14 protein-coding genes are annotated in these 14,717 nt (G+C 63.4%); 12 read left to right on the top strand and 2 right to left on the bottom strand.

Annotated elements, in window-relative coordinates; genetic code table 11:
* Positions 1-106 precede the first annotated feature (106 nt).
* The 5 genes from INQ48_35545 to INQ48_35525 all read left to right on the top strand — a co-directional run bounded on the left by INQ48_35545 (position 107) and on the right by INQ48_35525 (position 4,201).
* The gene (locus INQ48_35545; protein QRF62814.1) at positions 107-1,330 is read left to right on the top strand and encodes a Rieske 2Fe-2S domain-containing protein; all 1,224 of its coding nucleotides are present in this window, start codon (positions 107-109) and stop codon (positions 1,328-1,330) included.
* Positions 1,331-1,343: 13 nt separating this feature from the next.
* Entirely contained in the window at positions 1,344-1,685 is a 342-nt protein-coding gene (locus INQ48_35540) for a non-heme iron oxygenase ferredoxin subunit (protein QRF62813.1), read from the top strand.
* The gene (locus tag INQ48_35535; protein QRF62812.1) at positions 1,682-3,043 is read left to right on the top strand and encodes an FAD-dependent oxidoreductase; all 1,362 of its coding nucleotides are present in this window, start codon (positions 1,682-1,684) and stop codon (positions 3,041-3,043) included. The genes INQ48_35540 and INQ48_35535 overlap by 4 nt, the downstream gene beginning before the upstream one ends.
* A gap of 151 nt (positions 3,044-3,194) precedes the next feature.
* The gene (locus INQ48_35530) at positions 3,195-3,677 is read left to right on the top strand and encodes a cupin domain-containing protein (protein QRF63096.1); all 483 of its coding nucleotides are present in this window, start codon (positions 3,195-3,197) and stop codon (positions 3,675-3,677) included.
* A gap of 56 nt (positions 3,678-3,733) precedes the next feature.
* A complete protein-coding gene (locus INQ48_35525; GenBank protein ID QRF62811.1) occupies positions 3,734-4,201 on the top strand; it encodes a GNAT family N-acetyltransferase in 468 nt (155 codons plus the stop codon).
* Here INQ48_35525 and INQ48_35520 read toward each other — a convergent pair.
* Positions 4,198-4,506: a 2Fe-2S iron-sulfur cluster binding domain-containing protein gene (locus tag INQ48_35520; protein QRF62810.1), complete on the bottom strand. Its 309-nt coding sequence runs from the start codon at positions 4,504-4,506 to the stop codon at positions 4,198-4,200. The genes INQ48_35525 and INQ48_35520 overlap by 4 nt on opposite strands.
* A gap of 1,135 nt (positions 4,507-5,641) precedes the next feature.
* Complete coding sequence (locus INQ48_35515) at positions 5,642-6,595, bottom strand: LysR family transcriptional regulator (GenBank protein ID QRF62809.1); 954 nt, start codon at positions 6,593-6,595, stop codon at positions 5,642-5,644.
* 261 nt (positions 6,596-6,856) lie between these two features.
* Between INQ48_35515 and INQ48_35510 the strand changes: the two genes are divergently transcribed.
* The 7 genes from INQ48_35510 (at position 6,857) to INQ48_35480 (ending at position 14,622) form a co-directional block, all read left to right on the top strand.
* Positions 6,857-7,873 (top strand): transporter, encoded by a 1,017-nt coding sequence (locus tag INQ48_35510; GenBank protein QRF62808.1) that lies wholly within the window; start codon positions 6,857-6,859, stop codon positions 7,871-7,873.
* A gap of 74 nt (positions 7,874-7,947) precedes the next feature.
* Positions 7,948-9,381: an MFS transporter gene (locus INQ48_35505; GenBank protein ID QRF62807.1), complete on the top strand. Its 1,434-nt coding sequence runs from the start codon at positions 7,948-7,950 to the stop codon at positions 9,379-9,381.
* 115 nt (positions 9,382-9,496) lie between these two features.
* Complete coding sequence (locus INQ48_35500; protein ID QRF63095.1) at positions 9,497-10,078, top strand: flavin reductase; 582 nt, start codon at positions 9,497-9,499, stop codon at positions 10,076-10,078.
* Positions 10,079-10,122: 44 nt separating this feature from the next.
* The gene (locus tag INQ48_35495) at positions 10,123-11,676 is read left to right on the top strand and encodes a 2,4,6-trichlorophenol monooxygenase (protein QRF62806.1); all 1,554 of its coding nucleotides are present in this window, start codon (positions 10,123-10,125) and stop codon (positions 11,674-11,676) included.
* Between the two features lie 34 nt (positions 11,677-11,710).
* Entirely contained in the window at positions 11,711-12,628 is a 918-nt protein-coding gene (locus INQ48_35490) for an FAD synthetase family protein (protein ID QRF62805.1), read from the top strand.
* Entirely contained in the window at positions 12,625-13,704 is a 1,080-nt protein-coding gene (locus INQ48_35485) for a maleylacetate reductase (protein ID QRF62804.1), read from the top strand. The genes INQ48_35490 and INQ48_35485 overlap by 4 nt, the downstream gene beginning before the upstream one ends.
* A gap of 33 nt (positions 13,705-13,737) precedes the next feature.
* Positions 13,738-14,622, top strand: coding sequence for an intradiol ring-cleavage dioxygenase (locus tag INQ48_35480; GenBank protein ID QRF62803.1), 885 nt, complete (start codon positions 13,738-13,740; stop codon positions 14,620-14,622).
* Positions 14,623-14,717: the final 95 nt, after the last annotated feature.

Genomic DNA, 14,717 nt, shown 5'->3' with positions numbered 1-14,717 from the left:
CGAAGAATTCAGTAGTGGAAACCCGCTAATAGATTGACCATATGTCTTCCAAAGAAGATAGTTGGACATCTTTTACCCAACCACCTACAACTGAACAGGTGCACCCATGACCACCAAGGAAGACAACGAACTTCTCACCCGCATCGAGGGCGACGCTCCAATGGGGCAGATGCTGCGGCAGCTTTACTGGATACCCGCGGTGCTGAGTTCGCGCCTCGAAGCGGGCGGGGCGCCGGTTCGGGTGAAGTTGTTCGGCCACCGCTATGTCGCCTATCGCACGCATGACGGTCGGGTGGGTTTCCTGAATGAAGCCTGCCCGCACCGCGGCGTCTCGCTCGCCCTTGCGCGCAACGAAGACAATGCACTGCGCTGCATCTTCCACGGGTGGAAGATCTGTGTATCTGGCGAAGTGCTCGAAGTGCCTAACGAGGCGGCCAATCCAGAGTGCTTCCGCAAGACGATCAACGTCAAGCACTACCCGGCTGTCGAAGGCGCGGGTCTGGTCTGGGTCTGGTTGGGCGAGGGCGAGGCGCCCGCGGCGCCCAACTTCGAGTGGATGGGACTTGGCCCGGAACAGGCCTACTCGTGCGGCCTCGAGCTCAACTCGAACTGGCTGCAGGGTGTGGAGGCGACGATCGACTCCTCACACATCGCACTGCTGCACCAGAGCCATCTGGAAAACTCGAAGATGGACATGGCCGCGGCGCGAGTGAACAACGCCGTGCGTTACAAGTTCGAGGACACAGCCTACGGCTATCGCGCAGCCGCGCTGCGGGAAGCGCCTGACGGCCAGTGCGTGGCACGGGTGACAGAGTTCGTTATGCCTTACTACGGCCTGATTCCACCGATCAACACGGGCGACGACCAGGATCGCACGGTCATCATCGCCGTACCCGTCGATGACACGCACCTGATCCAGTGGTACATCTACTACAACACGAAGCGTCCGACGGATTCGATGAAACGCGCGCAACGCGCGAACACCTGGCCGATGGCCGGCGGTGTCTGCCATGATCCCGACCGCGCTTGGGGGCAGAACCGCCAGCTGATGAAGCACGGCAACCACACGGGCTTCAACGAGATCGTCGTCGAGGACTTTGTCACCCAGGTCAGCATGGGTCCGATCGTCGACCGCTCGGAGGAATACCTTTGCTCCGCGGACCAGGCCATCATTCGCCTGCGCCGCCACCTGCTGCAATCCGTCAGGAAGTTCATGGCAAATGAGACGCCGCCCAGCGCGATGCCTGAAGGCCGCGACTATGCCGGAATCACCGCGACTGGTGGCCGAATGAGGTCGATCGAAGACGACTGGCGCACCTTGCCGCGTTGAGGGAGAGCCGTCCATGGAACACGGTGCTTCGAAGCAATGGGTGCGCGCGTGCGCGGCGTCTGAAGTGAAGAAGGGGGAACCCAAGGGCGTGAAGCTCGCAGGTATCCCGATCGCGCTTTATCGGCTGGACGACGGCATCCACGCCACGCATGACGTGTGCACGCACGCCTATGCGCTGCTCTCCGATGGCTATATCGAGGGGGAGGCAGTCGAGTGTCCCCTGCATGGGGCCATGTTCGACATCCGCAGCGGGAAGTGTCTGGCGGTGGCCAATGTTGACTTGGCCACTTATGCAGTGCGCGTCGAGGACGATGCACTCCTGGTGGAAATCCCCCAGGGTGTGGCCGAGCCATGACGCCCCTTGGGTCGACATCGGTGTTGCCGTCTGCTGCGGTCGGCTCGCCTGACGCGCGCCTCGTTATCGTGGGGGGCGGCCAAGCGGCAGGGGCGGCATTGAAAACCCTGCGCCAGCTTGACTACATGGGTTCCATCGTTCTCGTGAGCGACGAAGCCTTTGCGCCCTATGAGCGCCCTCCCCTGTCCAAGGAGTACCTCTGGGGCATGGGGCAAGACTTGCGCGCGGTCGCGCCAGATGAGCGGTCAAACGAACAGCTGCGGCTGGACCGTCGGGTTGTCTCGGGCGATGTGGCCTCGAGGACGCTGTTTTGTAGCGATGGCTCGACTCTGTCCTACAGCGCGTTGCTGCTGGCCACGGGCGGAGTCCCTCGGCGGTTGCGGGTGCCAGGCGCGGAGCTGGGTGGCGTTCATGCTTTGCGCAGTGCGGGCGACGCGCTGTCGCTGCGTCGTTCGATCGAACGCTGCAGACAGGAGCGGCGCACCTTGTTGATTGTGGGCGGAAGCTGGATCGGCTTGGAGGTCGCGGCCGGGGCGCAGGCGGCCGGACTCGACGTGACGCTGGTGGAGCAAGGCGGACGGTTGTGCAGCCGCACGCTGCCCATTGCGGCAGCAGACTGGCTGCGGCGGTTTCATGTGTCGCGCGGCGTCGACGTGCGGCTAGGCTGCTCGGTACTTCGCCTCGACGGCGACGCTGACGTTCGTAGCGCGCAGTTGTCGGACGGCAGCGCTTTGCCGGTCGGCGCGGTGGTGGTTGGCATTGGCATCGATCCCAGCACGTCGCTGGCCGAGCAAATGGGGCTGCAGGTACGTTCGGGAATCGTGGTGGATCGAAATTGTCGAACCTCGGTGCCCGAGATCTTTGCGGCCGGAGATGTGGCCGAGCACGTCTGCCCTTGGCACCGTGTGCCCGTGCGTATCGAGACCTGGGACAACGCCAATCGCCAGGGAGCGATCGCGGCCAGGCAGATCGCCGGAAGTGGGGCCGCTCTACAGCTCGTGAAGCCGGTCCAGGCGCTGGGCGATGACCTGCAGGGCCCTTTAGAAGGCGCTTCGGACAGGTCCTGCACAGCGCCACCTTGGTTCTGGTCGGATCAGTACGGCGTGAACCTCCAGGTGATTGGCGCTCCACTGTGCGGCGACACGGTCCTGGCGGGCGCAGGTGGCAACGCGACAGTGGATTCGCCACTGTTCATCTACCTGCGCGGCGATGCGGTGATCGGTGCCGTAGGAATCAACCGACCACGCGAGATGCGCCGCCTGCGAAAGCTGCTGGCGGAGCGTTCCGACCTGCAGCGTGATGCATTGATCGCCGAGGGCTTCGATGTCGCACATGCCGAGCCGGCCCTCTGCTCTTGAAACCATGAAGGAAAAGACCATGAATAGAAATCGATCGATCCGAGACGGTGCAGCCGGATTCTTCAGCGCGTTTGCACTGTCTTTCGCTGCGCGAGGCCCTGCTGCGTGGAGGCACCTGAATGCTCGCCAGCAGCTCGCCACCGCCGTGGCCATGGCGTCGCTGATACTCGCCGCGGGATGGGCAACGATGCCGAACGCAGGGAAGAGCGAGACCATCGAGTGGTTCGAGGACCTATGCAGTGCCGTGAAAAGGCCGATGTTCTCGTCATCTGCCTCGCAGACCGATGCATCAGGTGCCGCACGGCCTGCTACCGTCCCGAAGGTGATCTCGTGCGAGCCGTTGCCCAATGTGCCCGGTAAGTCCGTCACGACGTTGATGGTGGATTTCCCGCCGTTGGCCTATTCACCGGCGCACCGGCATCCAGGCTCCGTCACGGCAATCATCCTGGAGGGCACGATCCGGTCTCAGCTCGCAGGCACGCCACCAGGCGACTATCACTTCGGGCAGACGTTTTTTGAGCCGCCGGGCACGCTGCACATATTCGCGGAGAACCCGGACCCGGTGCGTCACGCAAAGTTGGTCGCGGTGTTTGTGACAGACGAGAACTGTGGCCCGCTGGTGCTGCCGCCCTGAGCGGTGCGCGGAAGGATCTAATCGTGTATCTAGACGGTCCGAGGGAGGTAGACTGAATGAATTCGAATCTGCAAGTTCGATCGGTGGAGGTCGGGGATTTCGATCGCTGGCGGGTACTGTGGAGGGGATACCAGGAGTTCTATAAGGTTAGCTTCACCGACGCTCAAGTCCTTAGGACATGGACGCAACTGCATGACGCGGCGCAGCCTGTGCACGGTGCGGTAGCGCAGGTGGACGAACGTGTTGTTGGTCTGGTGCACTATCTCTACCATCCTTCGACTTGGACGGACGGGGACTACTGCTACCTCCAGGATCTCTTCGTCGATCCGGTCATGCGGTGTCATGGCATCGCCGAGAAACTGATTCGGCATGTCTATGAGCAGGCGCAGAACCATCAGGCGGTGCGTGTGTATTGGCTCACACTCGAGAGCAATGCGCCGGCGATGCGGCTGTACGACCGCATAGCAGAGCGCTCAGGATTTGTTCAGTACCGTCATCGATTGATCCGCTCAAGATCGACCTAACCTTCGAACTCACTCCCTTCCTCCGGATTCAAAGCAGTGACCTGACACGTCAGGCGGCTGCCTGGTCGGCGTTCGGCCGCAACGCCGTCGAGCATCTCATTCTCCATGTCGTCCGGAGGTGGGAGCAGGTCGACAAAGGCGTCGTCGACGTAGACATGGCAGGTGGCGCAGGAGCAGCGACCGCAGCATTCGGCGTCGATGCCGTGGACATTGCCTCGGATCGCCTCTTCCAACACGCTCGAGCCAAGCTTCGCCTCGATGTCGCGCGTGCTGCCGTCTTTCTGGATGGCGTGGATGGCGGGCATGGCGTGACTCAGAACAAGTCGGAGTACTTGCGGTGTTCTCACTCGCTGACTCCGAGGTTGAAGCGTTTGATCTCGGCTTCCTTGATGCGGCAGAGCTAGTCGATGAAGCCTGTCCCCAGCTGTGCCTTGAGCATCTCGTAGGCTCACAGGCGGGCCAGCACTTCCGGCAGTAAACGCGGAAGAGAGTCGGCGGGAGGTCGAAAGGCGCGTCGGCAGACGGTCCCGGGTCGATATTGCAACGTATGCTATCCAGCTCAGTGAACAGCTTCGACGCGAGGTACAAATACCGGTTGGCCGTGGGCTCGCCGACGCGTTCCCGATGCGGGTCGCGTTCTGCCCCGCGCCGCGAAGGACCCGCAGCATGCCGCCTCGGTAGTCCCGTGCCCAGTTCGCGCGATCGGACGCGAGTGAAAAAGGGACGGTAGCGTCGAGAGCCTTTGATCGTGGAACTCGCGAGTACCGCGGCGTCGCATGCGTGTTCTTTGAGGCCGCCCAGATATCCCGGGCCGAGCTGACTGAGATCTTCACCGACCACCAAGGGCATGAAGGCGTTCACGCCATCGCTCATGCGCCGCGGCGACTGGTGCAGGTGTCAGCCACTAGACATCACGTTTGGAAATGCGCGCGCGGCACATGACGGTGGCGTGGTAGCCGGCGCACTGGCAGAGTTGCTTGATGGCGCTGCGTAGCAGCACCAGGCGTCGGCGGGCAGTACTGGGCCTTCCGTCTTGTCGAACGAATGCATTCCCAACCAAACCGCGTGCTGGTGCAGCTTCGAGATCTGATCATCGATTCGGGTGACGGCACGACGTGGCGCGTGGCGTTGGGCCTGCTGCGCCACGTCGTGGACATCTGAGTCGCTCCGTCAAGGGGGTGATGAGGTCGCGTTTACGTCGTCCTGGCGACTTTATTGCCGAGACCGGGCGATCCCATCTCTCGCTCCCTGACCATGAGTCTGTATGGTCGCCTACTTGATCAAGCTGCACGTGGGGCTCACCACGCGGAAGAGGCGTCGCTGGCCCGCGCACGATGCCGCGCGTCGCGCCCATCGCGCGGACTTGCGCCGGCGTCTAGCAATACTGCGTCACCCCGGACGATTCCAGCGCAAGAATAACGACGTACCCAAACAGAATCTCTAGGGAAGGCTCGCAGCAAAGCGTGAACCGGAGTGGAAGAGGCGGTGGAGCATGGAGCGCATCCACATGTTCCCAGGCTCGCGGTGGTAACGCTCGTGCCAGTACTGGGCGATCTCGAACTTGGGAAGCCGCACGGGCGGCTTGACCAGTTCGAGGTCGAGTTCGCGCGCCAGGACGGCAGCGAGTGGGGAGGGCAGTGTCACGAGCGCGTCCGTCTGCTTGGCCGCTAGCACAGCGGCGGTGAAGCCGGGCACCCGGATGGCGATGTTGTTCTGGGGAATGACTGCCTCAAGGGCCTCCTGCGCCATCTGCATCGCATGGCCCGTGCGCTCCGCGGCCACCAGCACATGTCGCTCGGCGGTGAACTCGGCCGTCGTAGGTGTCGTCGACAGCCGGGGGTGTCCACGACGCATCACGCTCATGTATGTAGCGTTGAACAGGATCTGGCGGCGGATCCCCTGCGTCAGCAGCGGGTAGGAGCCGATGGCGATGTCCGCCTTGCCGGTCTGCAGCCAACCATGGAGGTGCTCGGCTTCCAATGGCATAGCACTCACGTGCACATTTGGTGCCTCGGACTCCAATGCCCGCACGATGGGCGGGAGCATCACCACGATCGCGGCATCCACCGCGAGGAAGCTGAAGTTGCGGTTGGACACGTGAGGAGCGAAGGGCACCTGGTCCACATGCAGGGATTGCACCCCGTCGAGGATTGCCCGCACGGCGGGTGCCATCCCGAGTGCCTTGGGTGTCGGCTCCATCTGCAATCCGACGCGAATGAACAAGGGGTCGTCGAAGTAGCAGCGAAGCTTGCTCAGCGCCTTGCTTAGCGCGGGCTGGCTAGTGTTGAGCACCATCGAGCTGCGCGTGACGCTGCGCTCGCGCAGCAGCACATCCATCACTCGCAACTGGTTCAGATCGAGGCCTTCTGTATGTTCGCGGGGCATGGTGGTCATGTCTTCAACCTCATAGTGGCGATCCGTTGCGCAGATTAGAGTTGAAGCTGGTTTTTCGCAATCCGGGCGACTACGCCTTTCGCCATCGGCTCTGCACCAACAGCGCGCATACGATGCCCTGGCCATGGCTCTGTCGCAAGAGCGATGCCATACGTGCCTGAAAGTCCATGACGCAGCGGAATACTGCGAATGCTTTTTCGCCAATGTCCTTTGTTGCCCTGCAAACCTAATGTCCGGGCTCCCACTACGAGGAGCTAGAGCATGGGCGCATTCGAAACGGCTAGCGGCAAGCACGTCGGTCCAGATTCCGCGGGGCATTCCACATCAACGCAGACTTCTTCGAACGCACGCGCGCCGGGTAGGCGATGGCTGTCCGTCGCAGTCTTCCTGCTGGCCAGTCCTGCGTTCGCCACGGAAGGTGGTGGCAATTCCTACCCGATGGGCGTAGAGACGAACTTCAACGGTGTCATGCTCCCCGAGGGCGCGCATTGGTTCGTCTACTACTCGCACTACGGCGCGACTCACTCGAAGAACCACGCCGGCGAAGACAACCCGCAACTCGCTCGGTTTCGTCTTGCTGTGAACACGGTCGCGCCGCGCCTGTCCTATGTCTGGCCTGGTGCACGCCTGTTCGGAGCCAAGATCGAGACTCGCGTCGTGCAAGCGATCGTGGCCAGCGATCTCGAGGCTGCTGTTGCGCGACCCGACGCCCAGGTCCCGCTGAACCGCGGCGGCAACCGAACAGGCCTGGCCGACATGGCACTGTCGCCGGTCATCCTGGGGTGGCATTCCGAGACCTTCCATCAGACCACCGGCATCGATCTGCACCTGAAAACCGGTACCTACGATGTGTCGGAGCGGGTCAACACGGGGCGCAACTATGCGCAGGCCGCGGTGTTCTATGCCTTTACTTGGTTCCCGGCAACTGGCTTCGACCTCAACGCGAAGCTTCGCTACGCCGCGAACCAGCGCAACAAGGCTACGGACTACCGCTCTGGCAACGAGGCGAGCATCGAGTTCAGCGGTGGCTATCGCGTCAACCCCCAGTTGGTGGTCGGATTCAATGGCTATGTCTATCGACAGACGACGGACGACGAGCAGGCCGGAAGGGTCGCGAGCGGCAATGGCAACCGTGGACGCGTCAACTCGTTCGGGCCCTACCTCACCTACAACCTGACTCCCCGTCTGGCGCTGGTCGCGAAGCTCCAGCAGGAGTTCGGCGCACGCAACAAGCCTGAAGGCATGCGCCTGTGGCTGCAGGCGCGGATGCCGCTCTAGTCGTCTACCTCGTCAGCTTTTTTTCGTCGGGACCCAAGCGGTCCCGTGCCCTGTAACTCGACAAGGACGCTGCAATGAACAACACCACCTCTGGATCGCCCGCACCGTATGTCATCGATGTTGATGAGGCGATCGACGCATCACGCAGCAGTCCGTTGTTGCTTGCCATCGTCGCCCTGTGCGCGCTGGTCGCGCTGCTCGATGGCTTCGATACGCTCGCCATCACCTACGCCGCGCCCGTCATCGCACGCGCATGGCAACTGCCGCGCGAGGCATTTGGACCAATCTTTGCGGCGCACTATGCCGGGGCGGCCGCTGGCGCAGCGCTTTTTGGCCTCATGGCGGACCGCGTCGGGCGCCGGCCGGCCATTCTCTGGGCGACCGCGACGTTCGCCGTCTTCGCCTTGCTCACGCCGCTGGCCGGCGGCTTCAGCTCGCTGTTCGTGCTTCGCGCCCTCACGGGCGCTGGACTGGGTGGTGCTCTCTCCAACGTCATCGCGATGGTGTCGGAGTTCGCGCCAAGGCGCTCTCGCGCGACGATGGTCAGTGTCATGTACGCCGCCTTTCCGCTTGGGGGCGTCCTCGGCGGCCCGCTCTCCACGTACCTTCTGGCGAGCCATGGTTGGGAGGCGGTGTTCATTGCCGGTGGCATCGCGCCGATGCTGCTGCTGGTGATGCTGTGCGCAGCCCTGCCGGAGTCCGTCCGCTTCCTGGTCGCGCGTGGCGCGGATCCGAAAGCCATCGCGCGGACCTTGCAGCGGCTTAACCCGGAATTGAACGTCGCGCATGCCGAGCGGTTCGTGTTGGCAGAGCACGCTGCCAAGGACGCCGGCACACTGCGCCGCATCTTCGGTGGTGAGCATCTGCGGACCAGCGTGCTGCTCGGCGCGGCCTCGTTCTTGAACCAGCTGGTGATCGTCTACATCATCACCTGGCTGCCCACGCTCCTGGTGGCCGGAGGCTTCGGACTTGGCGATGCCATCCTGGTGTCCTCGACGTTCTCCCTGGGCGGCATCGTTGGCTCATTGGTGCTTGCGCGTGTCGTTGATCGGGTGCAGTCGTGGTGGCCCCTGACCGCGGCATTCCTGCTCGCCGCCGCAGCCATTGCCACGGTCGGTCTCGCACCTGCCAATCGGCTCATGCTCTTCACGGTGGTCGGTCTGGCCGGCGGATTCATCGTCGGCGCGCAAGTCAATCTCAGCGCCTACTGCGCGACGGTCTATCCGACGGATGTGCGCTCGACCGGCCTGGGCGTGATCATCGGGCTCGGGCGCGGCGGAGCCATCTGTGGCGCAATCATGGGCACGGCGTTCGTGGCGGCAGGCCTTTCACTGCAACTGCAGTACGTGCTCAGTGGCTTTGCGTCTCTTGGCATCGCGCTCCTGTTGCATACCGCGCGCAGAACCGGCGCTGCGCCGGCTTCTCCCGAACTCGGAACTAAGCGCTCGGACGTAGTTGCAACGCTGGCGGTGCAGGGCACGCCTGCCTCCAGGTCACTCGGGGAATAGTGTGTATGCCTTCGCGAGGCATGTTCATCAACAGATGCGGCGCGTAAAGTTTTCCTTACTCGCCGAACCCCGCTATCCACGACGGAACTGGAGTGCAACGATGAACGCAGAGGAAATGAATGAGAAAGCAGCTGCCATCCTGGCGGCGTCCGAAGGAACGGGTGCGCCTGATGCGCTCGATGACCTCCTGGAGCCCGGCATCTCGGTTGCCGAATTCCGCGATGCACTGGCAAGAGCTGTGACCGCCGTGACGGTGGTGACGACGGATGGCCCTGGCGGCATGGCAGGCGTGACCTGCTCGGCCGTCGCCTCCGTGTGCGACACGCCGCCCACGGTGCTGGTCTGCATGAACAGACGAAGCTACGTGAACAGCGTCATCAAGCAGAACGACGTGCTTTGCGTTAACTGGCTGAGTTCGCAGCAACGATCCACTTCGGACATGTTCGCCGGCGTGGGAAAGCTGTCGATGCCCGAACGCTTCGGCTCGGGCCGGTGGCACACGCTGGCCACTGGCTCGCCTTGCAGCGAGGACGCCACGATCGCGCTGGACTGCCGCGTCATCGAGTCCATGGAAGTCGGAACGCACAGCGTCTTCCTGGCACGCGTGCTGGCAAGCAAGACGCATGAAGAAGAGCACCGTGAGCCGCTTGTCTACTGCAGGCGAAGCTATGCAACCACCCGGCCGACTGCTCATTGAGCGGAAGGCGACATCTCCCCAACCATTGTCAAAAGGAAATACCCATGCTCCGCACAGGTCAGCAATATCTCGACTCACTCGACGACGGTCGGGTCGTCTGGGTCGGCAACGAGAAGATCGACAACGTCGCCACTCATCCGAAGACTCGAGACTATGCCCGCAGGCACGCAGAGTTCTATGACCTGCACCATCGGTCGGACCTGCAGGACATCATGACGTTCGTGGACGACGACGGCGAGCGTCGCTCGATGATGTGGTTCAACCATCGTACGAAGGAAGACCTCAAGCGCAAGCGCCGTTACCACGAGTTCGTGATGCGCGAGATGGCCGGCGCATCGTTTCCGCGCACGCCCGACGTCAACAACTACGTGCTCACGACCTACACGGACGATCCCATGCCCTGGCAGAAGCAGTCGGTGGGCACCGAGGGGAAGGAGCTTGCACGCAACATCGTGGACTTCTGGCAGTCGGTGCGCGACCTGGACCACAACTGCGCGCCCAACTTCGTTGACCCGCAGATGGACCGTTCCACGCCGGAAGCGCAAGCCCGCTCGCCGGCCTTGCGCGTCATCGAGCGCAACGACAAGGGCATCGTCGTGGACGGCGTGAAGGCAGTCTCCACTGGCACCGCGTTTGCCGACTGGGTGCACATCGGCGTCTGCTTCCGCCCAGGCATACCGGGAGACCAGATCATCTTCGCGGCAGTGCCCCTGGCCACCAAGGGCGTGTCGGTGGTCTGCCGCGAGAGCCTGGTCAAGGAAGACCGTGTCGAGCATCCTCTTGCATCGCAGGGCGACGAACTCGACGGCATGACTGTCTTCGATAAGGTCTTCATCCCCTGGTCGCACGTCTTCCACCTCGGCAATCCCGAACACGCGAAGCTCTACCCTCAGCGCGTCTTCGACTGGCTGCACTACCACGCGCTCGTGCGCCAGATGGTTCGCTCCGAACTCATGGCCGGCCTGGCCGTGCTGATCACCGAGCACATCGGAACCAGCAAGATTCCGGCCGTGCAGACGCGGGTTGCCAAGCTCATCGGGTTCCATCAGGCCATGCTTGCCCACGTGATCGCCAGCGAGGAGCTCGGCTTCCACACTCCAGGCGGACTGTACAAGCCCAACATCCTGATCTACGACTTCGGGCGAGCCCTGTACCTGGAGAACTTCTCCCACATGATCTACGAGCTCGTGGACCTGTCCGGGCGCAGCGCGCTGCTGTTCGCAACGGAGGACCAGTGGGAGGACTCGAAGCTCAACACTGTCTTCGAGAAGATGAACAGCGGTCCCGTGGGCCGACCCAAGGACCGACTCAAGATCGGCCGTGTGATCCGCGATCTGTTTCTCACGGACTGGGGCAGCCGCCTGTTCGTCTTCGAGAACTTCAACGGCACGCCGCTGCAGAGCATCCGGATGCTCACGATGCAGCGCGCGGAGTTCTCCGGCTCCGGCAGCTACGGCAAGCTGGCTCGGCGGGTCTGTGGCATCGACTCCGTCGTCGACGACGAAACCGAGTACAAAGCCACGGCTGACTATGCCAAGGCAATGGACGCTGCCCGCCACCAAGAGCAGCTCTCGCTCAGCGGGACCATGGCCATCTGATCGGCGCGAGCATGCGCAGCATCGTTTCGCGACCATGAAGCTCATCGACGAAGCCGATCTCCAGGGTCTCGGGGCGCTGCCGCCTCGGGGCCTTGAGCGCGGCGCTGCCGTGACGATCGGCATGTTCGACGGCGTGCACCGGGGCCATCGCCACGTGCTGGCTACGCTCAGGGCGCACGGCGATCGCCTGGGCGTGCCCACCGCGCTGGTGACATTCGATCCCCATCCGCGTGCCTTGCTCAGGGGCAGTGCGCATGCGCCGCGCTTGATCAGCAGCCTCTCGGACCGGCTGCAGCTGCTAGCGCTCACAGGCGCGGTGGACTTCGCGATGGTCCTGCGCTTCGATGGCGCGCGCGCAGCTCAGTCGGCACGGGAATTCACCGAAGGTACTTTGCTTCGGCAACTGCGCATGAAGCATCTGGTGGTCGGCGAGAACTTCGCATGCGGCCAAGGCAGGCAAGGCACCGTCGGGTTCCTTGCCCAGCTCGGCGCCTCTAGCGGGTTCACCGTCGATCCCGTGCCCTTGGCGACTGTCCCCGCGTCGTGCGTGCCCTCGCAGCATCCTCCCGTGCGCAGTTCGTCGACGGAGGCGCGGCGCCTGATCGCGCTTGGCGATCTGGCTGGCGCGCGTGCGGTGCTCGAACGCGCGCATGAGCTGAGCTGCACGGTGAGCCGTTGCGCGATGGGCGTCGACCGATCGCGCGTCATTGAGGTCAAGCTGCCTCCAACCATGTGTGCCCCGGCCGCGGCTGACTACGTCGGCGAGGTCCGAGCCACTGGATCTGGCGCGGCCTGGACCCCGGCGCTGCTGCGGGTGGGGCGGCAGGGGCAGGATACCGTGCACTTGGTGCCAGCCGACTCGATCGAAGCCCGGGCGGGCGAGCAGCTGCGCCTGCGATTTTTGGATCGCGTCGCCCGCCACGATGCACACCCCGACAGGACCTACTTATGAAAGAGTTCATCCACACGAACCACGCCCAGCGTGTCATCTTCGGCAGCGGCACGGCTGCAAGAATCGGCGACGAGATCGACGCGATGGGTGCGAGCCGAGCCTTGTTGCTGTGCACGGACGGTCAGAAGGAGCCCGTGCAACGCCTGGCCGAGGCGCTCGGCACACGTTGTGCAGGCGTATTCGCCGGGGCGGCGATGCATGTGCCCGTCGAGGTGGCACGGGAAGCTCGGATGGCGGCGGGCGACCTTGGTTCCGATTGCGCCGTGGCGTTCGGTGGCGGCTCGACCATCGGGCTTGGCAAGGCCATCGGGTTGGAGACCAGCTTGCCCATTCTGGCGGTTCCCACGACCTACTCGGGATCCGAGATGACCAGCATCTTCGGACTGACGGAGGCCGGCATCAAGCGCACCGGGCTCGACCCGCGCGTGCGGCCGCGGACCGTCATCTACGACGTGGATCTGACGCAATCGCTGCCGCTGGATCTGAGCGTGTCCAGTGGCTTGAATGCCATCGCACATGCGGCCGAGAGTCTGTACGCCCGGGATGGGAGTCCTGTCATCTCCTTGTTGGCCCAGGAGGGTATCCGAGCGATGGGCGCCGCGCTTCCCCTGCTCCGAGACAGCCGCGAGGGCTCGACCTCAGGGCGTGCCGAGGCGTTGTACGGTGCCTGGCTTTGCGGCACCGTGCTCGGCAGCGTGACGATGTCCTTGCATCACAAGCTGTGCCATACCCTTGGAGGCAGCTTCAACCTGCCGCATGCGCAGACGCACGCGATCGTGCTGCCGCACGCCCTGGCTTACAACGCATCCGCGGTCCCTGAGGCAATGATGCCAATCGCCTCGGCACTCGGCGCGAAGGATGCGGCGCAGGGTGTCTACGAGCTCGTCAGACGCGTTGGTGCTCCATTGGCCCTCAAGGACATCGGCATGCGAGAGGCCGATCTGGACGTCGCGTGCGACCTGGCGATGAGCACGCCATACCCGAATCCCCGCAAGCTCGAGGCGCGTGCCATACGCGGGTTGCTCCAGGACGCCTTCGACGGCGTTCGGCCAGCAGCCATGCCATCGAGCCAGTAGTCGGCCCACACTCAACTGATCCAAGGAGACACCATGCGCGACGTTAATCAGCATTCCATCACCGCTGCCGTCATCGACCGTCTGGCCGATACGCCGGATCCTCGCCTGAAACTGGTGCTGACGCGACTGGTCGAACACCTACATGCGTTTGCCCGGGAGGTCGAGTTGACCGAAGCCGAGTGGACGAAGGGCATCGAGTTCCTTACGAGGACTGGCCAGATGTGCGACGACAAGCGCCAGGAATTTATATTACTGAGCGACACCCTGGGCCTGTCGATGCTGACGGTGGCCATGAACCACGACAAGCCGCTTGGATGTACAGAAGCGACGGTGTTCGGTCCGTTTCATGTCGAGGGTGCGCCGCGCTACGACAACGGGGCCGACATTGCCAACGGTGCCGCGGGCGACCCTTGCGAGGTCAGTGGCACGGTGCGCGGGGTAGATGGTGAACTCGTGCCGAACGCGGTCCTCGACGTGTGGCAGGCCGATGCCACCGGGCATTACGACGTCCAGTACGAAGGGCTGGATGGGCCGCAGAACCGGGGCGTGCTGCGCAGCGATTCGCAAGGTCGATTTCACTTTCGCACAGTCGCAGCCGTTGCCTATCCCATTCCCGTGGATGGGCCAGTGGGGGAGATGTTGCGGGCCACCGCGCGTCATCCGTGGCGTCCCGCCCATCTGCATTTCCGGGTCCAGGCTGCGGGCTACGAGACCCTGGTCACCCATGTGTTCCGGCGTGGCGACCCTTACCTGGATTCGGACGCCGTGTTTGGCGTGCGCGAATCGCTGGTCGGGGACTGGGTGGTTCAGCCAGACGGGGGCTATGCGATCGACTTCGACCTTGTCCTCAATCCCGAAGGGCGTGTCCGCGAGAGCCGGTCAGCGAACTGGAGCACGATGCAGGACATAGTCGCGTGAAAGAGCGCAATGCCTTGCGCGATCGACCGGCCTCATCTCTAACGAAGGACCCGAAGTTCTTCCAACTCCTGGGCGAGTTACTGTCGGTCGAGCCG

This window comes from Variovorax paradoxus (assembly GCA_016806145.1).
Classification (GTDB): Bacteria; Pseudomonadota; Gammaproteobacteria; order Burkholderiales; family Burkholderiaceae_C; genus Variovorax.
The sequence above is the reverse complement of the archived record's forward strand: the minus strand, read 5'-3'. Positions and strand labels throughout refer to the sequence as shown.

What these genes read in the sequence shown, in the direction of transcription:
- INQ48_35515 (QRF62809.1), bottom strand. Translation starts at nt 6,595, where the DNA reads ATGACCACCATGCCCCGCGAACATACAGAAGGCCTCGATCTGAACCAG.
- INQ48_35485 (QRF62804.1), top strand. Translation starts at nt 12,625, where the DNA reads ATGAAAGAGTTCATCCACACGAACCACGCCCAGCGTGTCATCTTCGGC.
- INQ48_35535 (QRF62812.1), top strand. Translation starts at nt 1,682, where the DNA reads ATGACGCCCCTTGGGTCGACATCGGTGTTGCCGTCTGCTGCGGTCGGC.
- INQ48_35525 (QRF62811.1), top strand. Translation starts at nt 3,734, where the DNA reads ATGAATTCGAATCTGCAAGTTCGATCGGTGGAGGTCGGGGATTTCGAT.
- INQ48_35490 (QRF62805.1), top strand. Translation starts at nt 11,711, where the DNA reads ATGAAGCTCATCGACGAAGCCGATCTCCAGGGTCTCGGGGCGCTGCCG.
- INQ48_35480 (QRF62803.1), top strand. Translation starts at nt 13,738, where the DNA reads ATGCGCGACGTTAATCAGCATTCCATCACCGCTGCCGTCATCGACCGT.
- INQ48_35520 (QRF62810.1), bottom strand. Translation starts at nt 4,506, where the DNA reads ATGCCCGCCATCCACGCCATCCAGAAAGACGGCAGCACGCGCGACATC.
- INQ48_35545 (QRF62814.1), top strand. Translation starts at nt 107, where the DNA reads ATGACCACCAAGGAAGACAACGAACTTCTCACCCGCATCGAGGGCGAC.
- INQ48_35495 (QRF62806.1), top strand. Translation starts at nt 10,123, where the DNA reads ATGCTCCGCACAGGTCAGCAATATCTCGACTCACTCGACGACGGTCGG.
- INQ48_35530 (QRF63096.1), top strand. Translation starts at nt 3,195, where the DNA reads ATGGCGTCGCTGATACTCGCCGCGGGATGGGCAACGATGCCGAACGCA.
- INQ48_35500 (QRF63095.1), top strand. Translation starts at nt 9,497, where the DNA reads ATGAATGAGAAAGCAGCTGCCATCCTGGCGGCGTCCGAAGGAACGGGT.
- INQ48_35510 (QRF62808.1), top strand. Translation starts at nt 6,857, where the DNA reads ATGGGCGCATTCGAAACGGCTAGCGGCAAGCACGTCGGTCCAGATTCC.
- INQ48_35540 (QRF62813.1), top strand. Translation starts at nt 1,344, where the DNA reads ATGGAACACGGTGCTTCGAAGCAATGGGTGCGCGCGTGCGCGGCGTCT.
- INQ48_35505 (QRF62807.1), top strand. Translation starts at nt 7,948, where the DNA reads ATGAACAACACCACCTCTGGATCGCCCGCACCGTATGTCATCGATGTT.